This is a genomic window from Pseudomonas viridiflava, assembly GCF_003702045.1.
Lineage (GTDB): Bacteria > Pseudomonadota > Gammaproteobacteria > Pseudomonadales > Pseudomonadaceae > Aquipseudomonas > Aquipseudomonas viridiflava_C.
The window spans coordinates 1-14975 of the sequence record NZ_RBTP01000029.1 but is presented as its reverse complement, the minus strand read 5'-3'; the positions used below and the strand labels follow the sequence as shown (position 1 = coordinate 14975).

Sequence of the window (14975 nt, the reverse complement as noted above, 5' to 3'; positions counted from 1 at the left end):
TCATTCGATGTGGCTGAAGAGGTGGATGCTTGAGCGAATCGCGATCTGAAGGCGTAAACGAAGTCAGTAAATTCAAAAGGTTGATAGCAAAATGCTGCTGATGATCGATAACTATGATTCCTTTACCTATAACGTCGTGCAGTACCTGGGTGAGCTGGGTGCCGACGTCAAGGTCATCCGCAATGACGAGCTGACCATCGCGCAGATCGAAGCCCTGAACCCCGAGCGCATCGTCGTTTCGCCCGGTCCCTGCACCCCCAATGAAGCCGGTGTCTCGCTTGAGGTGATCACTCACTTCGCGGGCAAATTGCCGATTCTGGGTGTATGCCTCGGGCATCAGTCCATCGGGCAGGCGTTCGGCGGTGACGTGGTGCGTGCGCGTCAGGTGATGCATGGCAAGACCAGCCCGGTCGTTCACGACGATCAGGGTGTATTCCAGGGGCTGAACCACCCGCTGGTGGTCACGCGTTATCACTCGCTGGTGGTTAGGCTGGACACGCTTCCCGACTGCCTGGAAGTGACTGCCTGGACATCCCATGACGATGGCTCGGTCGATGAAATCATGGGCCTGCGTCACAAGACACTGAATGTCGAAGGGGTGCAGTTTCACCCTGAGTCGATCCTGACCGAGCAGGGCCATGAGCTGTTCGCCAATTTCCTCAAGCAGAGCGGCGGCAGTCGTCAGGGTTAAGGACTTGTTATGAATACCCCTATGAATATCAAAAGCGCGCTGAACCGTGTGGTCAATCAACTGGACCTGACCACTGACGAGATGCGCGATGTCATGCGCGAGATCATGACCGGGCAGTGTACCGAGGCGCAGGTTGGCGCGTTTCTGATGGGCATGCGCATGAAGAGCGAAACCATCGACGAGATCGTCGGAGCGGTTTCGGTCATGCGCGAGCTGGCCGATCACGTCAAGCTGCAAACTCTGGAAGGTGTCGTCGACATCGTCGGTACCGGCGGCGACGGGGCCAATATCTTCAACGTATCGACGGCTTCCGCTTTCGTGATTGCGGCGGCGGGTTGCACCGTGGCCAAGCACGGCAACCGTGCGGTGTCGGGCAAGAGCGGCAGTGCCGACCTGCTGGAAGCGGCAGGTGTTTATCTGAACCTGACGCCGGTTCAGGTTGCGCGCTGCATTGACAGCGTCGGCATCGGCTTCATGTTCGCCCAGTCTCACCACAGCGCCATGAAGCACGCCGCAGGACCTCGCCGCGAGCTGGGCCTGCGTACCCTGTTTAATATGCTCGGCCCGCTTACGAATCCGGCCGGCGTACGTCATCAGGTCGTGGGCGTGTTCAACCAGGCGCTGTGCCGCCCGCTGGCCGAGGTGTTGCTGCGCCTGGGCAGTAAACATGTGCTGGTCGTGCATTCGCAGGACGGGCTGGACGAATTCAGCCTCGCCGCGCCGACGTTCGTTGCGGAACTCAAGAACGGTGAAGTGAATGAGTACTGGGTGCAACCTGAAGATTTGGGTATAAAGAGCCAGAGCTTGTATGGCCTGGCGGTGGAAAGCCCGGCGGCTTCGCTTGAACTGATTCGTGACGCGCTGGGGCGTCGCAAGACCGAAAACGGTCAGAAAGCAGCTGAAATGATCGTACTCAATGCGGGCGCTGCGCTTTATGCCGCAGACCACGCCACCAGTCTCAAGGAAGGTGTTGCATTGGCGCATGACGCGCTTCATACCGGCCTTGCGCGGGAAAAACTGGAAGAATTGGGCGCCTTTACGGCAGTGTTCAAGCAGGAGAACGAAGAATGAGCGTACCAACGGTATTGGAAAAGATCCTCAAACGTAAGGTTGAGGAAATCGCAGCCCGCCGTGCTGTGGTCAGCCTGGCCGAGCTTGAGCAACAAGCCGCGGCCGCCGATGCAACGCGTGGTTTCGCCAACGCACTGATCGAACAGGCGAGGAAAAAGCAGCCAGCGGTTATTGCCGAGATCAAGAAGGCTTCGCCCAGTAAGGGCGTTATCCGGGAGAACTTCCTGCCTGCCGAAATCGCCAGAAGCTATCAGGCGGGCGGTGCGACCTGCCTGTCGGTCCTGACCGACGTCGACTTTTTTCAGGGTTCGGATGCGTATCTGCGAGAGGCTCGAGCGGCGTGCAATCTGCCCGTGATCCGCAAAGACTTCATGATCGATCCTTACCAGATCGTTGAAGCTCGCGCCTTGGGTGCCGACTGTGTCCTGCTCATTGTCTCGGCGCTGGATGATGTGCAAATGGCCGAGCTGGCGTCAGTCGCCAAGGGCGTAGGTCTGGATGTGCTGGTTGAAGTACACGACGGCGATGAGCTGGACCGTGCGCTCAAAACCCTCGACACCCCGCTGGTAGGCGTCAATAACCGCAACCTGCACACATTCAACGTCAGCCTGGAAACCACGCTTGACCTGTTGCCGCGCATTCCTCGGGACCGTCTGGTGGTCACCGAGAGTGGCATCCTCAACCGTGCCGATGTTGAGCTGATGGAAATCAGCGAGGTGTATGCGTTCCTGGTGGGCGAGGCATTCATGCGTGCCGAACATCCAGGAACCGAACTGCAACGTCTGTTCTTCCCCGAACTTGGCGTGGCGGTGGGCGGCTCGACGCTCGACTGATCGCTTTTCTCACCCGTACGAGCCAGAGATTTTTGCATGCCCGACTCGATTATCGATATCTGCGTCGAAAAAGGCCTGCAGGCCGAGCAGGATCTTCTGGCTCGCGTGGCCGCGGGCGACGCTGATCATGGGTTGCTGTTCTGGCGACCCAATGATCAGGCGTTGGTCATGCCACGGCGCATGAGCCGGCTGCCCGGCTTTGTCGAAGCCAGCGAAACGCTGGCCGACAATGGATGGCCCATCCTGTTGCGGGAAACCGGTGGTGAGCCGGTGCCACAATCCTCTGCCACGGTGAACATCGCGCTGGTCTACGCACAGCCGTCCACCGATCTCGATCGTGATCGTATCGAGACCGCATACCGCCGTCTGTGTCAGCCCATTCTGGATACGCTGATTGCGCTGGGCGGTCAGGCTTCGCTGGGTGAAGTCGACGGTGCTTTCTGCGACGGTCGTTTCAACGTCAATCTCGACGGTCGCAAAATGGTTGGCACCGCCCAGCGATGGCGTCAAAGCCAGGGCGGTAAGCGTCCCGTCGTGCTGGCCCATGCGGCCTTATTGCTGGAAGACGAGCGGGTACCGATGGTAGCGGCAGTCAATCGCTTCAACACGCTGTGCGAGCTTGATGCGCGCGTTCAGGCGCAGAGCCATATCGCTCTGCACGAAGCCTTCCCGAACGCGAATGTAGTCGAACGCCTTATGCAGTCGTATCGGCAGTTGCTCGCTGACTTGTGATTGGCCTGATGTTCAACGCGTGCCGTACACCACCATCGTTTTGCCTTTGACATCAATCAGGCTTTGCTCCTCCAGCGCCTTGAGCACACGCCCCACCATTTCCCTGGAACACCCCACGATTCGCCCGATTTCCTGACGGGTAATCTTGATCTGCATCCCATCCGGGTGCGTCATGGCGTCGGGCTGCTTGCACAGGTCCAGCAGCGTGCGTGCCACGCGGCCCGTGACATCCAGAAAAGCCAGGTCTCCAACCTTGCGCGTGGTATTGCGCAGACGATCTGCCATCTGGCTGCCCAGCGCGTAGAGGATCTCCGGCTCCTGATGCGCCAGTTCGCGAAACTTGTCATAGGGAATCTCAGCGACTTCGCACTCGGTCTTGGCGCGCACCCATGCGCTGCGCACCGACTCGTGCCCCGGCTGCTCGAAAAGACCGAGCTCGCCAAAGAAATCGCCGCTGTTGAGGTAGGCGATGATCATCTCACGCCCTTCATCGTCCTCGATCAAAATCGTGACAGAGCCTTTGATGATGAGAAACAACGAGTCAGAGCGGTCGCCGGCGTTGATGATGTTGCTTTTAGCGGCGCAGCGACGACGTTGTGCGTGAGGAAGAAGCCTGTCCAGGCTTTTTGTTTTTGATGTCAGTGTGATCGCGACCATGCGTGATTTTCCGAAAAAGGACCTTCGCCAAATGGCATACCTGTAGGTATCGGCTGCACCTGCGTTCTCGCCAGCTTTTCGACGAACGGCGGGCCCAATTTGCGAATCTTCCTACACGTTGGCTGCCAGGGGCATATTTCATAATGCATCCGGGCGATAGAGTGGGCCTATGCTAAGCTGGCGACCCTTTTTAAAGAGTGGAGTCTTGGTGATGAAGGCACGCATCCAATGGGCTGGCGAAGCCATGTTCCTCGGCGAATCCGGCAGCGGTCATGTAGTGGTCATGGACGGCCCGCCTGAAAGCGGAGGCCGCAATCTGGGTGTTCGCCCGATGGAGATGGTGCTGATCGGCCTGGGTGGCTGCAGCAACTATGACGTGGTCAGCATCCTCAAGAAGTCCCGTCAGCCGGTCGAGAGCTGTGAAGCGTTTCTTGACGCCGAACGTGCAGACGAAGACCCCAAGGTCTTTACCAAAATCCACCTGCACTTTGTGGTCAAGGGACGCGGGCTGAAAGAAGCCCAGGTCAAACGTGCCATCGAGCTGTCCGCAGAAAAGTATTGCTCGGCCTCGATCATGCTTGGCAATGCGGGTGTGAAGATCACCCACGATTATGAAATCGTCGAACTGGGCTGACGTCCAGACATCCAACGATCATAAAAACGGCGCACACTCTGGCAGACGGCTTCGGACGTCTGCATAATGCGCCACTTTTTCAGGGCGCTGCATGTATTGGTTTTCTGCTGCCGCGCCCGAACAGACAACCAAAATCGCCAACGCGAAGAGGTGTTAACCGTCCTACGCAGCTGAGCCGGGCTCATCTGACGGGCATGCTTGATCACGCGGCCGGCGCCGCACACATATAGAGAGTTTTTAACGGTGAAAAGCAAACTCAAGCTCCACGGGTTCAATAACCTGACCAAGACCTTGAGCTTCAACATTTATGACATCTGCTATGCGGAAACTCCGCAAGACCAGCAGGCTTACGTCGAGTACATCAACAGTGTGTATGACGCAGAGCGCCTGACGCGGATTCTGACCGATGTTGTCGATATCATTGGTGCCAACATCCTGAACATTGCCCGTCAGGATTACGATCCTCAGGGCGCCAGTGTGACCATTCTGATTTCTGAGCAGCCGGTGACGCCTACCGAAAGCCAGATCGAAGAGTCCCCAGGTCCATTGCCGGAAACCATTCTGGCCCACTTGGACAAGAGCCACATCACAGTTCACACCTACCCGGAGATCCACCCGGTAGACGGCATTGCCACGTTCCGCGTGGACATCGACGTATCGACCTGTGGCGTCATTTCACCGCTCAAGGCGTTGAACTACCTCATTCACAAGTTCGAGTCGGACATCGTGACTGTCGATTATCGCGTACGCGGTTTCACCCGTGACGTGGAAGGCAAGAAGCACTTCATCGACCACGAGATCAACTCGATCCAGAATTACCTGTCCGAAGACACCCGCAACGGTTACCAGATGACCGACGTGAACGTGTATCAGGAAAACCTGTTCCACACCAAAATGCTGCTCAAGGAGTTCGAACTGGACAACTACCTGTTCGGCGACGCGACCAGCAACTTGTCCGTTGAACAGCGTGAGCAGGTCACGGCCAAGGTCAAACACGAAATGCTGGAAATCTTCTACGGTCGTAACGTAGCGGTCTGACGGCGATTGCGTTGACCGGCATTCCAGCCATGAAAAAGGCGCCCGTAAAAGGGCGCCTTTTTTGTGCGTGCCATTTGGTCAGATGCGGTAGGTACTTTTAGTCATCACCTTGGCCAGCAGGCCCATGCCGAATTTGACGGGCATCGGAAAGCGGAATCCTCCCGCTTCCCGTGCGGATTCGGCATGGTGCTCTTCATCGCTCAGCATCTGCTCAAGAATGGCACGGGACTTATCGTCCTCAACCGGCAATTGTTCCAGATGTTCGCTCAAGTGTTTGCACACCTGATCTTCCGTTGCCGCGACAAACCCCAGGCTGACTTTGTCACTGATCAGACCTGCCGCCGCCCCCATTCCGAAGGACAGACTGTAGAACAGTGGATTGAGCACACTGGTGTGGCTGCCGAGCTGACGAATACGCTGTTCGCACCACACAAGATGGTCAATCTCTTCTTCGGCAGCGTGTTCCATCGCCTTGCGGACCTTGGGCAATTTGGCGGTCAGCGCCTGACCTTGATACAGCGCCTGTGCACACACTTCGCCGGTGTGGTTGATGCGCATCAAGCCTGCGACGTGACGGGCGTCGACATCGTTCATCTTGTGATCGGGTTGCGTGATGGCAGGTGACGGTCGCTGCGAATGACCGCTCGATGGCAACAGCGTGCGCATCGCGCTATCGGCTTGCAGTAATAGACGGTCAATAGGGGAATAGTGACGTTCGGTAGCCATGAGCACCTCCGGTTAAGTCCATGAGGCCAGTTTACCCGAATCGGCGGCACATGGCCTGAGGTTGTCTCGCCTTGCCAGGCTCACGGGCTGAAGCTGGCAAGGGCGAAGGTCGCCGAAAGCTTGACTCAGCCCGGCGGCCAGTTCATCTGACGCTGACCCAGCACGTGCATATGAATGTGATAAACGGTCTGACCACCTAGCTCGTTACAGTTCATGACCACGCGAAATCCTTCTTCACACCCCAACTCTTTCGCCAGGCGCTGCGCGGTGAACAGGATATGCCCGGCCAGACCTTTGTCTTCTTCGGTCAGGTCGTTCAGCGTGCGAATCGGCTTCTTCGGGATGACCAGAAAATGCACCGGGGCCTGAGGGGCGATATCGTGAAACGCCAGCACCTGTTCGTCTTCATAGATGATCTTCGCCGGAATTTCCCGATTGATGATCTTGGTAAACAAAGTGTCCACAGCCGTATGCTCCTTTTTCGGTTGATGGGTGTGCGGTTATCAGCGCGACCGAGTGTACTGAGCGAGGCAAGTCCCGCCCAGCCCTTTGTCATTCAGCGTGGGCAGCAGGACTTGTTGATATACCCACTGATCTGCCTTGCCAGCCAGCGTGAAACAAGGCGCGGGCTAAATGTCCAGAGTCTGTTGCGCCAGCCTGGAATGATCACGGCGCGGTTCGTTGCCAAGGCCCGCACGGTGTAAAGCGCGACTTCCTCAGGCGTCATCATCGTTTCGGTGTTGACCTTGAGCTGGGCGGTGCGAAAAAACGCGGTGCGGGTCGGGCCCGGGCACAGCACCGAAACCTTGACTCCGGTTTTCTTGACCTCCTCGCGCAAACCTTCGGAAAAGTGCAGCACGTAAGCCTTGCTCGCGTAGTAGGTGCTCATCCACGGGCCTGGCTGGAAGGCCGCCACCGATGCGACATTCAGAATCTGCCCGCCACCTTGTATCGCCATCAGATTGCCGACGGTGTGGCAAAGGCGGGTGAGCGCCAGAATGTTCAGATCGATCAGGTCCTGTTCGACGCCCCAGTCTTGCGCGAGAAAAGGGCCGCATGTACCAATCCCGGCAGCGTTAACCAGCAGGTCGATGTGATGGGCGCCGTCTTCAAGCTCAAGCAGAAACCCGGAAAGTCGCAGCGGCTCGCCCAGATCGCAGGCACGAAACAGCACTTCCACGCCAAAGCGTTGGGTCAGCTCCAGCGCGATGGTTTCCAACTGATCACGCTGACGAGCGACCAGAATAAGGCTTCGACCTCGGCGCGCCAGTGCTTCGGCCATTGCCAGGCCTATGCCGCTGGATGCGCCGGTGATCAGGGCATAACGGGTCATGCAGTTCTCCATTGAGCGTATTGCGGTCGGCAGTCTACCCGGCCATCGACGCCTTATTGCGAGTCGTTGTCTTCGTCGAGCGCTTTTTCGGTATCCGCCGATTCGGTCTGGACGCCGTTGCGCTGCGAATCATCGTCATAAGGCAAGGACTGTTCGTACTCGTCGGTCTGGACTTCCAGCTCCTCCTTGAGGGTGTCCATGCCGCCAGAGATGGCTGCAATGAAAATGATCGGCATCATTAAAAGCCAGAGGCTGGCCAGTACCTTGACCGCACGTGAATTCGGTGGCTGTGGCGCGCCGTACTGATTAGGTCCCTGGTTTCCTGGAATGACCGTCATCAGGAACGGGAAGATACTGCCGACAAAGGGGACGAGATTCAGCAGCAGGAGCCAGCCTGACCAGCCAATGTCGTGCAATCGCTGAACACCCATTTGTGTGCCAATCACGGCGAAGGCCAACACGATGATTGCGATCAGCAACCCTCCGCCGACCAGCGACTGGCTCATGACTATGATCCCAACGGACAGCGCAGCCAGTGCAGCGGCACTCAGGACCAGGCTCCACGCCAGATAGCGCAGACGGCCAATACGACCTTGAATACTGAATACCTTGAGCGTCGAATGGCCGAAGACTTCTGTTGCAACATCGGATCGGGGGGGCGCGTAAGGCGATGCGGCTTGAAGAGGCGCCGGATCTGAAGTGCGCTGCTGTGCGTTCACTTCGTCCATGCTCAGGCTGATGGCTGGGTCCGGTTCAATTCGCGCCTCGACCCCGGCCTCATGGAGTGCCTTTATGTAATGTTCGGCCTCCTCGTAGGGCAAGCCGCGCTTCAGCGAAACGGGTTGTCCATTGAACAGTTTCTGTACGGCAGCGGTTTCGCTCTTGAAAAGCCGGGCAAGATTGGCTTTCGCCTCCTCGGTGTCAACGCCATCACGCACCTGTCCTTCAAACACGATCTTGAAGTGGGTATCGGCCATACAGGGCTTCCTTGTCTTGAAGTGAGAGCGAGTCAGGCGCACCAGCACGGGCTGGGCACCTGTCATTGAATGAGGCCGAAGATTATATAGTGTGCCGTGGATCAGAACGGTTTGACGATCACCAGAATGACGACGGCAATCAGAATCAGGACCGGGATTTCGTTGAACCAGCGGTAGAACACATGGCTACGGCCATTTTCGCCGCGCGCGAAGCGTTTGATCTGAGCGCCACAGATGTGGTGATAGCCGATCAACAGGACGACCAGGGTCAGCTTCACGTGCATCCAGCCCTGGCTGAAGTAGCCGGCCGGGTTGAAGCTGATGAGCCAGCCACCGAAGATCAGCGTCGCGATCATCGCAGGACCCATGATCCCTCGGTAAAGCTTGCGCTCCATGACACCGAAGCGATCACGGCTGACGGCGTCCTCGCTCATCGAGTGGTAAACGAACAGCCTAGGCAGGTAGAACAGCCCTGCAAACCAGCAGACCATCGAAATGATGTGCAGCGCTTTGATCCATAGATAGAGCATTTTGAGTTATTCCCAGGTTCACGGTGGCCGAATAGTAGAGGCTTGAGTGTCCTTACGTCACGTTGTCGGTTGTCGCAGAGGCCGTAGGCCCATATTATCGACCGCTTTCCAGTTGTTTCGTTGAGGGCACGTTATGGTCAAGGTCGGTATCGTCGGCGGCACGGGTTACACCGGAGTCGAGTTGCTGCGTCTGTTGGCACAGCATCCGCAAGCTGAAGTGGTGGTGATTACTTCTCGCTCGGAGGCGGGTCTTCCTGTCGCTGACATGTACCCTAACCTGCGAGGGCACTACGATGGTCTGGCGTTCAGCGTGCCTGACGTCCAGACGCTGGGCGCCTGTGATGTCGTGTTCTTTGCCACCCCACATGGCGTCGCTCATGCATTGGCGGGTGAACTGCTGGCAGCGGGCACCAAGGTGATCGACCTGTCCGCGGACTTCCGTCTGCAGGACCCGGTCGAGTGGGCCAAGTGGTACAAGCAGCCTCATGGCGCGCCAGAGTTGCTTAAAGACGCCGTGTACGGTCTGCCGGAAGTCAATCGGGAGCAGATCAGGACTGCACGTCTGATTGCTGTCCCAGGTTGCTATCCAACCGCCACTCAGTTGGGTTTCCTCCCATTGCTTGAAGCTGGCATTGCCGACAACACGCGCCTGATTGCCGACTGCAAGTCCGGTGTGAGCGGTGCCGGGCGCGGCCTGAGCATTGGTTCCCTGTTCTCGGAAGCCAATGAAAGTTTCAAGGCTTACGGCGTGGCCGGTCACCGTCACCTTCCTGAGATCACCCAAGGGCTGCGTCGCGCAGCCGGTGGCGATGTGGGGCTGACGTTCGTTCCTCACCTGACGCCAATGATTCGCGGCATTCACTCCACGCTCTATGCGACGGTCACCGATCGGTCCATCGACCTTCAGGCGCTGTTCGAGAAGCGTTATGCAGACGAGCCGTTCGTGGACGTGATGCCTGCCGGTAGCCATCCGGAAACCCGCAGCGTTCGCGGTGCCAACGTTTGCCGGATTGCCGTGCATCGTCCACAGGGTGGCGATCTGGTCGTGGTGTTGTCGGTTATCGACAACCTGGTGAAGGGCGCTTCGGGTCAGGCGGTTCAGAACATGAATATCCTGTTCGGGCTTGACGAGCGTCTGGGCCTGTCCCATGCCGGACTGATGCCTTAAGTTCGGGATCGAGCGGCAAGCGGGAGATATCCTTGCATTGCCGCTGCTCCGCAAATAGTTGACCGATTTTCTAGGAGAAGCGGATAATGCCCGTCATTACGCATTACGACGGCTTATCGCCGGGAGATATCTGACATGAGTGTCGAATCCTTCACTCCGACGGCTTTGGAATTCACCCCTGGTGCAGCGCACAAGGTGAAATCCCTGGTCGATGAAGAGGGCAATGATCGCCTTAAACTACGAGTCTTCGTGACCGGCGGCGGTTGCTCCGGCTTCCAGTACGGCTTCACGTTCGATGAAGACGTTGCAGATGATGACACCATCGTCGAGCGCGAAGGCGTGAGTCTGGTTGTTGATCCCATGAGCTTCCAGTATCTGGCGGGTGCCGAAGTGGACTATCAGGAAGGTCTTGAGGGCTCGCGCTTCGTCATCAAGAACCCGAATGCCTCCACGACCTGCGGTTGCGGCTCGTCGTTCTCGATCTGATCGTACGTTGTTACAGTGACAAAAACGCCGCTCATTGAGCGGCGTTTTTCGTTGGAGCGTCTGGCATCAGGCAGGGTAGATCGCACCCAGCACTCTCAGGCCTTTGGCACCCGTGACCGTAGGTCGGTTGGCCGGAACGCTTTCCAGGCAGCAATGGGCCAGCCAGGCAAAGGCCATCGCTTCTACCCAGTCAGGGTCCACACCAAATTTTGCGGTACTGCTAACGCGGGTTGCCGGGAGAAGCTCGGCCAGCCGATTCATCAGCGCGATGTTGTGAGCTCCGCCGCCACATACCAGCAACTCCATCGTGCTTGCCTGAGCGGACTGCAACGATTCGACGATAGTCTGGGCAGTCAGCTCAAGAAGCGTGGCTTGCACATTTTCCGGTGCCAGCGTTGGCAGCTGGAAGAGGTGGTGATGCAGCCATCCGAGGTTGAACACTTCCCGGCCGGTACTTTTAGGGCCCTTGGTCAGGAAGAATTGATCGCTCAGCAGTGTCTTCAGCAGCGCTTGATCAACCTGACCGCTTGCGGCCCAAGCGCCATCCTTGTCATAGCTCTGATTGCGCTGCGACTGGATCCAGGCATCCAGCAATACGTTGCCGGGGCCGCAGTCAAAGCCTGTCACTGGACGGTCCGATTCGATCAGGCTCAGGTTGCTGAACCCACCGATATTGAGCACCGCGCGGTGCTCTTTGTTGTCGTCGAACAGCGCTTCGTGGAAGGCGGGCACCAAGGGTGCGCCCTGTCCACCTGCTGCGATGTCGCGACGGCGGAAGTCGCTCACTACCGTGATTTCGGTCAACTCTGCCAGGAGGGCAGGGTTACCAATCTGAATACTGAACCCACGGGCCGGTTCGTGACGGATCGTCTGACCGTGGCTGCCGATGGCGCGGATCTGGCCGGCGACCATATTTTGCTCTTCCAGCAGCTTCAGAACGCCTTTGGCTACCAGATGGCACCACTTCTGCTCGGCAATCGCCGCACGCGTGAGTTCATCCGGACCGCTTGAGCACAGCCCGAGCAATTCCCCATGCAAATCTTCCGGCATCGGAATGTAGTGGGTTGCCAGAAGTCTTGGACGGTCATCTTGCTCCAATAGGGCGATATCAATCCCATCGAGGCTGCTGCCGGACATCACACCTATGTAGAAGAAGGCCATGATTTACCTTTTATTCGAGGCCAGCGTGGTGGCCTTTTCCTGATCCATGCGCGCCATCAATGGCTTGCTTTGCTGCATGAATCGCTGTTTTTCGGACTTGGCGATCGGATCCGCCATCGGAAGTTTCTGGCCCAGCGGATCGACGTGAACGCCGTTGACCTGGAATTCATAATGCAAGTGGGGGCCCGTCGACAGACCGGTTGTTCCAATATAGCCGATCACCTGGCCTTGTTTGACCGATGTACCGGTTTGCACGCCTTTTGCGAAACCCTGCATATGGCCGTACAGCGTGCGGTAAGTGTCGCCGTGCTGGATGATCACGGTATTGCCGTAGCCACCGCGACGACCCGCCAATAGGACTTTGCCGTCGCCCGTCGCTTTGATAGGCGTTCCACGCGGCGCCGCGTAGTCCACGCCATTGTGGGCTCGGATCTTGTTGAGGATAGGATGCTTGCGGCCTGAGGAGAACAGCGAGCTTATGCGTGCGAAGTCCACCGGCGTACGGATGAACGCCTTGCGCATGCTGTTGCCATCGGCGGTGTAGTAATTGGTGTTGCCCTGCTTGTTGGTGTAACGAACCGCTGTGTAGGTTTTGCCGCGGTTGGTGAATCGCGCTGACAGGATGTTGCCGGTGCCGACGGGCTTGCCGTTGACCACCTTCTGCTCGTACACCACGTCGAATTCGTCTCCCTTGCGGATGTCTTGGGCGAAGTCGACGTCGTAGCCGAAGATATTGGCCATGTCCATCGTCATGCTATGGCTGAGGCCTGCACGCTGCGCAGATTGCGAGAGCGAGCTGTTGATCACGCCATGTACGTAAGCATTGCGCACGTTGGGTTTGCTGACTTCACGATTGAACGTAAAGCCTGCATCCGTCTTGGACAAGCTAATGGTTTCGAGCTCGCTGAGCTTGGTATGCAGTTGCTTGAGCTGGCCATCGGGCGTGAGCTCAAACTGCAGTACCTGACCGTTCTGCAGTTTGCTGAATTGTTTGGCTTGCTTGTCGCTGGCCAGAACCTCATGAACGGTGGCTGCGGGAAGCCCCACCTTTTCGAAGAGGGTAGATAGCGTATCGCCTTTGGCGACCACGACTTCCCGATGATTTGGGTTTTTGGCGGCTTCAGGCGGCTGTTTCTTTGGTTCTGGCTGGGTGCTGGCTGTTTCGGCAGGCTGGTCTTGGCCATTGTCGATCTGCGCAAATGGCGATTCAGCGCTTTCAGGTGTGGCTTGAGCGGGTTCCGGAGCGTCTTGGTCTTGTGCGTTCTGATCTGCAGGCATTTCCAGATCGAGTGCCAGGTTGGTTCGTTTAGCTTCAACTTCGCTTGAAGGGAAAACCAGAAGAGCCAGGCTCAGCAGGGCGGCAATGCCGCTTGCAGCGAGCAGGTGACTCTTCGGATAAAGCGGGGGCGCTTTAGGCGGTGTGTCTATCATAGGTAATTTTGACTTTGAAAAAGGTGAAATGGAAAAGATGAATGACATGATGAAGATGAAATAACTGTATAAAATATAACCAAAACCTGCTCGAAGCAACCCTTCCCGCGAATCGCTTTCTGATTCGTCGGTCTGTGCTGGGCAAAAACTTGTAATTGGGCTCTGATCTTGTATGGTTGGTTCCCTTTAAAATGGGGGCTGATATGAAGTCGGTTGAAGAGCAGCTGGCGCTGATCAAGCGCGGCGCGGATGAACTTTTGGTCGAGGCCGAACTGGTCGCGAAAATCAAGCGCGGTCAGCCGCTGCGTATCAAGGCAGGGTTCGACCCGACGGCACCCGATCTGCACCTTGGTCATACCGTCCTTATTAACAAGCTGCGCCAGTTCCAGGACCTGGGCCACCAGGTCATCTTCCTTATAGGTGACTTCACCGGCATGATCGGTGATCCCAGCGGCAAGAGCGCCACGCGTCCGCCACTGACCCGTGAGCAGGTTCTCGAGTACGCCGAAACCTATAAGGCTCAGGTGTTCAAGATTCTGGATCCTGCCAAGACAGAAGTGGCCTTCAACTCTACCTGGATGGACAAGCTCAGCCCGGCCGACTTCATTCGGCTGTCCTCGCAGTACACCGTAGCGCGTATGCTGGAGCGTGACGATTTCGACAAGCGCTATAAAGGCAGTCAGCCGATCGCCATCCACGAGTTTCTTTACCCGCTGGTCCAGGGCTATGACTCGGTTGCATTGCGCGCCGATGTCGAGCTGGGTGGCACGGATCAGAAATTCAACCTGTTGATGGGGCGTGAGCTTCAGCGTGCCTATGGGCAGGAGCCGCAATGCATTCTGACCATGCCGCTGCTGGAAGGGCTGGATGGCGTCAAGAAGATGTCCAAGTCGCTGGGTAACTATGTAGGTATCCAGGAAGCGCCGGGCATCATGTACAGCAAGCTTGTCTCGATGCCTGATTCCCTGATGTGGCGCTACTTCGAGCTGCTGAGCTTCCGCAGCATGGAGGAGATCGAAGGCTTCAAGGCTGATTGCGAAGCGGGTGCCAATCCGCGGGACATCAAGATCAAACTGGCAGAAGAGTTGGTTGCCCGCTTTCATGGCGAAGAGGCTGCCGCCAATGCGCACCGTTCAGCGGGTAACCGTATGAAGGAAGGCGAGCTGCCAGACGATCTTCCAGAAATCTCGGTTGGCGCTGCTGAAGACATGCCTATCTCGGCCGTCCTTAATAAGGCGGGCCTGGTAAAGAACGCTGCGGTGGCTCGTGATCTGCTCGCTTCCGGTGGTGTGCGTATAGATGGAGAGGTCGTGGATCGCGGGTTTGTCTTTAAGCTGGGTGCGACTCATGTCTGCCAGGCCGGCAAGAAGGCTTTCGGGCGTGTAACCCTGGTTTCTGAAGAAAGTTCAAAATAACGGTTGACGCGCTCGTTGAGGTGTCTATAATTCGCCCCACTTCCGGCGCAGACGGAAACGAAAAAGCCTTAAGATTCAACGAGTTACAAGGG

At 57.3% G+C, this 14975-nt stretch carries 17 protein-coding genes; 9 read left to right on the top strand and 8 right to left on the bottom strand.

The window, feature by feature from the left end; all coding sequences use genetic code 11:
* Window positions 1-91: 91 nt before the first annotated feature.
* The 4 genes from ALP40_RS09605 to ALP40_RS09590 are packed head-to-tail and all read left to right on the top strand — an operon-like array spanning window position 92 to window position 3327.
* Entirely contained in the window at window positions 92-691 is a 600-nt protein-coding gene (locus tag ALP40_RS09605; RefSeq protein WP_122208055.1) for an aminodeoxychorismate/anthranilate synthase component II, read from the top strand.
* Window positions 692-712: 21 nt separating this feature from the next.
* Window positions 713-1762, top strand: coding sequence for an anthranilate phosphoribosyltransferase (trpD, locus tag ALP40_RS09600; protein ID WP_122208054.1), 1050 nt, complete (start codon window positions 713-715; stop codon window positions 1760-1762).
* Entirely contained in the window at window positions 1759-2595 is an 837-nt protein-coding gene (gene trpC, locus ALP40_RS09595) for an indole-3-glycerol phosphate synthase TrpC (protein WP_122208053.1), read from the top strand. Before trpD ends, trpC begins: the two co-directional genes overlap by 4 nt.
* Window positions 2596-2631: 36 nt before the next feature.
* Window positions 2632-3327, top strand: coding sequence for a lipoyl protein ligase domain-containing protein (locus ALP40_RS09590; RefSeq protein WP_122208052.1), 696 nt, complete (start codon window positions 2632-2634; stop codon window positions 3325-3327).
* Between the two features lie 12 nt (window positions 3328-3339).
* On the opposite strand, the gene crp is transcribed toward ALP40_RS09590, so the two are convergent.
* Window positions 3340-3984: a cAMP-activated global transcriptional regulator CRP gene (gene crp / locus ALP40_RS09585; protein ID WP_122208051.1), complete on the bottom strand. Its 645-nt coding sequence runs from the start codon at window positions 3982-3984 to the stop codon at window positions 3340-3342.
* A gap of 211 nt (window positions 3985-4195) precedes the next feature.
* Here crp and ALP40_RS09580 point away from each other — a divergent pair, with 211 nt between their 5' ends.
* Both ALP40_RS09580 and speD read left to right on the top strand, forming a co-directional pair.
* Window positions 4196-4618: an OsmC family protein gene (locus ALP40_RS09580; protein WP_084920676.1), complete on the top strand. Its 423-nt coding sequence runs from the start codon at window positions 4196-4198 to the stop codon at window positions 4616-4618.
* Window positions 4619-4861: 243 nt separating this feature from the next.
* Window positions 4862-5656: an adenosylmethionine decarboxylase gene (gene speD / locus ALP40_RS09575; protein ID WP_122208050.1), complete on the top strand. Its 795-nt coding sequence runs from the start codon at window positions 4862-4864 to the stop codon at window positions 5654-5656.
* 78 nt (window positions 5657-5734) lie between these two features.
* On the opposite strand, the gene coq7 is transcribed toward speD, so the two are convergent.
* The 5 genes from coq7 to hemJ all read right to left on the bottom strand — a co-directional run bounded on the left by coq7 (window position 5735) and on the right by hemJ (window position 9222).
* Window positions 5735-6382, bottom strand: coding sequence for a 2-polyprenyl-3-methyl-6-methoxy-1,4-benzoquinone monooxygenase (gene coq7, locus ALP40_RS09570; protein ID WP_122208049.1), 648 nt, complete (start codon window positions 6380-6382; stop codon window positions 5735-5737).
* Window positions 6383-6507: 125 nt separating this feature from the next.
* Window positions 6508-6846: a histidine triad nucleotide-binding protein gene (locus ALP40_RS09565; RefSeq protein ID WP_122208048.1), complete on the bottom strand. Its 339-nt coding sequence runs from the start codon at window positions 6844-6846 to the stop codon at window positions 6508-6510.
* Window positions 6847-6938: 92 nt separating this feature from the next.
* Window positions 6939-7715, bottom strand: coding sequence for an SDR family oxidoreductase (locus ALP40_RS09560; RefSeq protein WP_122208047.1), 777 nt, complete (start codon window positions 7713-7715; stop codon window positions 6939-6941).
* A 53-nt stretch (window positions 7716-7768) separates the two neighbouring features.
* A complete protein-coding gene (locus ALP40_RS09555; protein ID WP_122208046.1) occupies window positions 7769-8692 on the bottom strand; it encodes a DUF805 domain-containing protein in 924 nt (307 codons plus the stop codon).
* 101 nt (window positions 8693-8793) lie between these two features.
* Window positions 8794-9222 (bottom strand): protoporphyrinogen oxidase HemJ, encoded by a 429-nt coding sequence (gene hemJ / locus ALP40_RS09550; protein WP_122208045.1) that lies wholly within the window; start codon window positions 9220-9222, stop codon window positions 8794-8796.
* A 133-nt stretch (window positions 9223-9355) separates the two neighbouring features.
* Between hemJ and argC the strand changes: the two genes are divergently transcribed.
* Entirely contained in the window at window positions 9356-10390 is a 1035-nt protein-coding gene (argC, locus tag ALP40_RS09545; RefSeq protein WP_122208044.1) for an N-acetyl-gamma-glutamyl-phosphate reductase, read from the top strand.
* A gap of 135 nt (window positions 10391-10525) precedes the next feature.
* A complete protein-coding gene (erpA, locus tag ALP40_RS09540; RefSeq protein WP_004885454.1) occupies window positions 10526-10876 on the top strand; it encodes an iron-sulfur cluster insertion protein ErpA in 351 nt (116 codons plus the stop codon).
* Between the two features lie 66 nt (window positions 10877-10942).
* Here the strand turns inward: erpA and ALP40_RS09535 are convergent, their stop codons facing one another.
* Together ALP40_RS09535 and ALP40_RS09530 are read right to left on the bottom strand one after the other, a co-directional pair.
* Window positions 10943-12037: an anhydro-N-acetylmuramic acid kinase gene (locus ALP40_RS09535; RefSeq protein ID WP_122208043.1), complete on the bottom strand. Its 1095-nt coding sequence runs from the start codon at window positions 12035-12037 to the stop codon at window positions 10943-10945.
* Between the two features lie 3 nt (window positions 12038-12040).
* Window positions 12041-13468 (bottom strand): peptidoglycan DD-metalloendopeptidase family protein, encoded by a 1428-nt coding sequence (locus ALP40_RS09530; protein ID WP_122208042.1) that lies wholly within the window; start codon window positions 13466-13468, stop codon window positions 12041-12043.
* Between the two features lie 203 nt (window positions 13469-13671).
* Here ALP40_RS09530 and tyrS point away from each other — a divergent pair, with 203 nt between their 5' ends.
* Window positions 13672-14883 carry a tyrosine--tRNA ligase gene (gene tyrS / locus ALP40_RS09525; RefSeq protein WP_122208041.1) on the top strand — a complete coding sequence of 404 codons (1212 nt, stop codon included), beginning with the start codon at window positions 13672-13674 and terminating at the stop codon, window positions 14881-14883.
* Window positions 14884-14975: the final 92 nt, after the last annotated feature.

Bases quoted from the DNA above. Each gene is read 5' to 3' on its own strand.
- ALP40_RS09580 (WP_084920676.1), top strand. From the start codon at position 4,196: ATGAAGGCACGCATCCAATGGGCTGGCGAAGCCATGTTCCTCGGCGAA.
- ALP40_RS09590 (WP_122208052.1), top strand. From the start codon at position 2,632: ATGCCCGACTCGATTATCGATATCTGCGTCGAAAAAGGCCTGCAGGCC.
- ALP40_RS09530 (WP_122208042.1), bottom strand. From the start codon at position 13,468: ATGATAGACACACCGCCTAAAGCGCCCCCGCTTTATCCGAAGAGTCAC.
- argC (WP_122208044.1), top strand. From the start codon at position 9,356: ATGGTCAAGGTCGGTATCGTCGGCGGCACGGGTTACACCGGAGTCGAG.
- crp (WP_122208051.1), bottom strand. From the start codon at position 3,984: ATGGTCGCGATCACACTGACATCAAAAACAAAAAGCCTGGACAGGCTT.
- ALP40_RS09535 (WP_122208043.1), bottom strand. From the start codon at position 12,037: ATGGCCTTCTTCTACATAGGTGTGATGTCCGGCAGCAGCCTCGATGGG.
- ALP40_RS09605 (WP_122208055.1), top strand. From the start codon at position 92: ATGCTGCTGATGATCGATAACTATGATTCCTTTACCTATAACGTCGTG.
- coq7 (WP_122208049.1), bottom strand. From the start codon at position 6,382: ATGGCTACCGAACGTCACTATTCCCCTATTGACCGTCTATTACTGCAA.
- ALP40_RS09555 (WP_122208046.1), bottom strand. From the start codon at position 8,692: ATGGCCGATACCCACTTCAAGATCGTGTTTGAAGGACAGGTGCGTGAT.
- trpD (WP_122208054.1), top strand. From the start codon at position 713: ATGAATATCAAAAGCGCGCTGAACCGTGTGGTCAATCAACTGGACCTG.
- hemJ (WP_122208045.1), bottom strand. From the start codon at position 9,222: ATGCTCTATCTATGGATCAAAGCGCTGCACATCATTTCGATGGTCTGC.
- tyrS (WP_122208041.1), top strand. From the start codon at position 13,672: ATGAAGTCGGTTGAAGAGCAGCTGGCGCTGATCAAGCGCGGCGCGGAT.
- erpA (WP_004885454.1), top strand. From the start codon at position 10,526: ATGAGTGTCGAATCCTTCACTCCGACGGCTTTGGAATTCACCCCTGGT.
- trpC (WP_122208053.1), top strand. From the start codon at position 1,759: ATGAGCGTACCAACGGTATTGGAAAAGATCCTCAAACGTAAGGTTGAG.
- ALP40_RS09560 (WP_122208047.1), bottom strand. From the start codon at position 7,715: ATGACCCGTTATGCCCTGATCACCGGCGCATCCAGCGGCATAGGCCTG.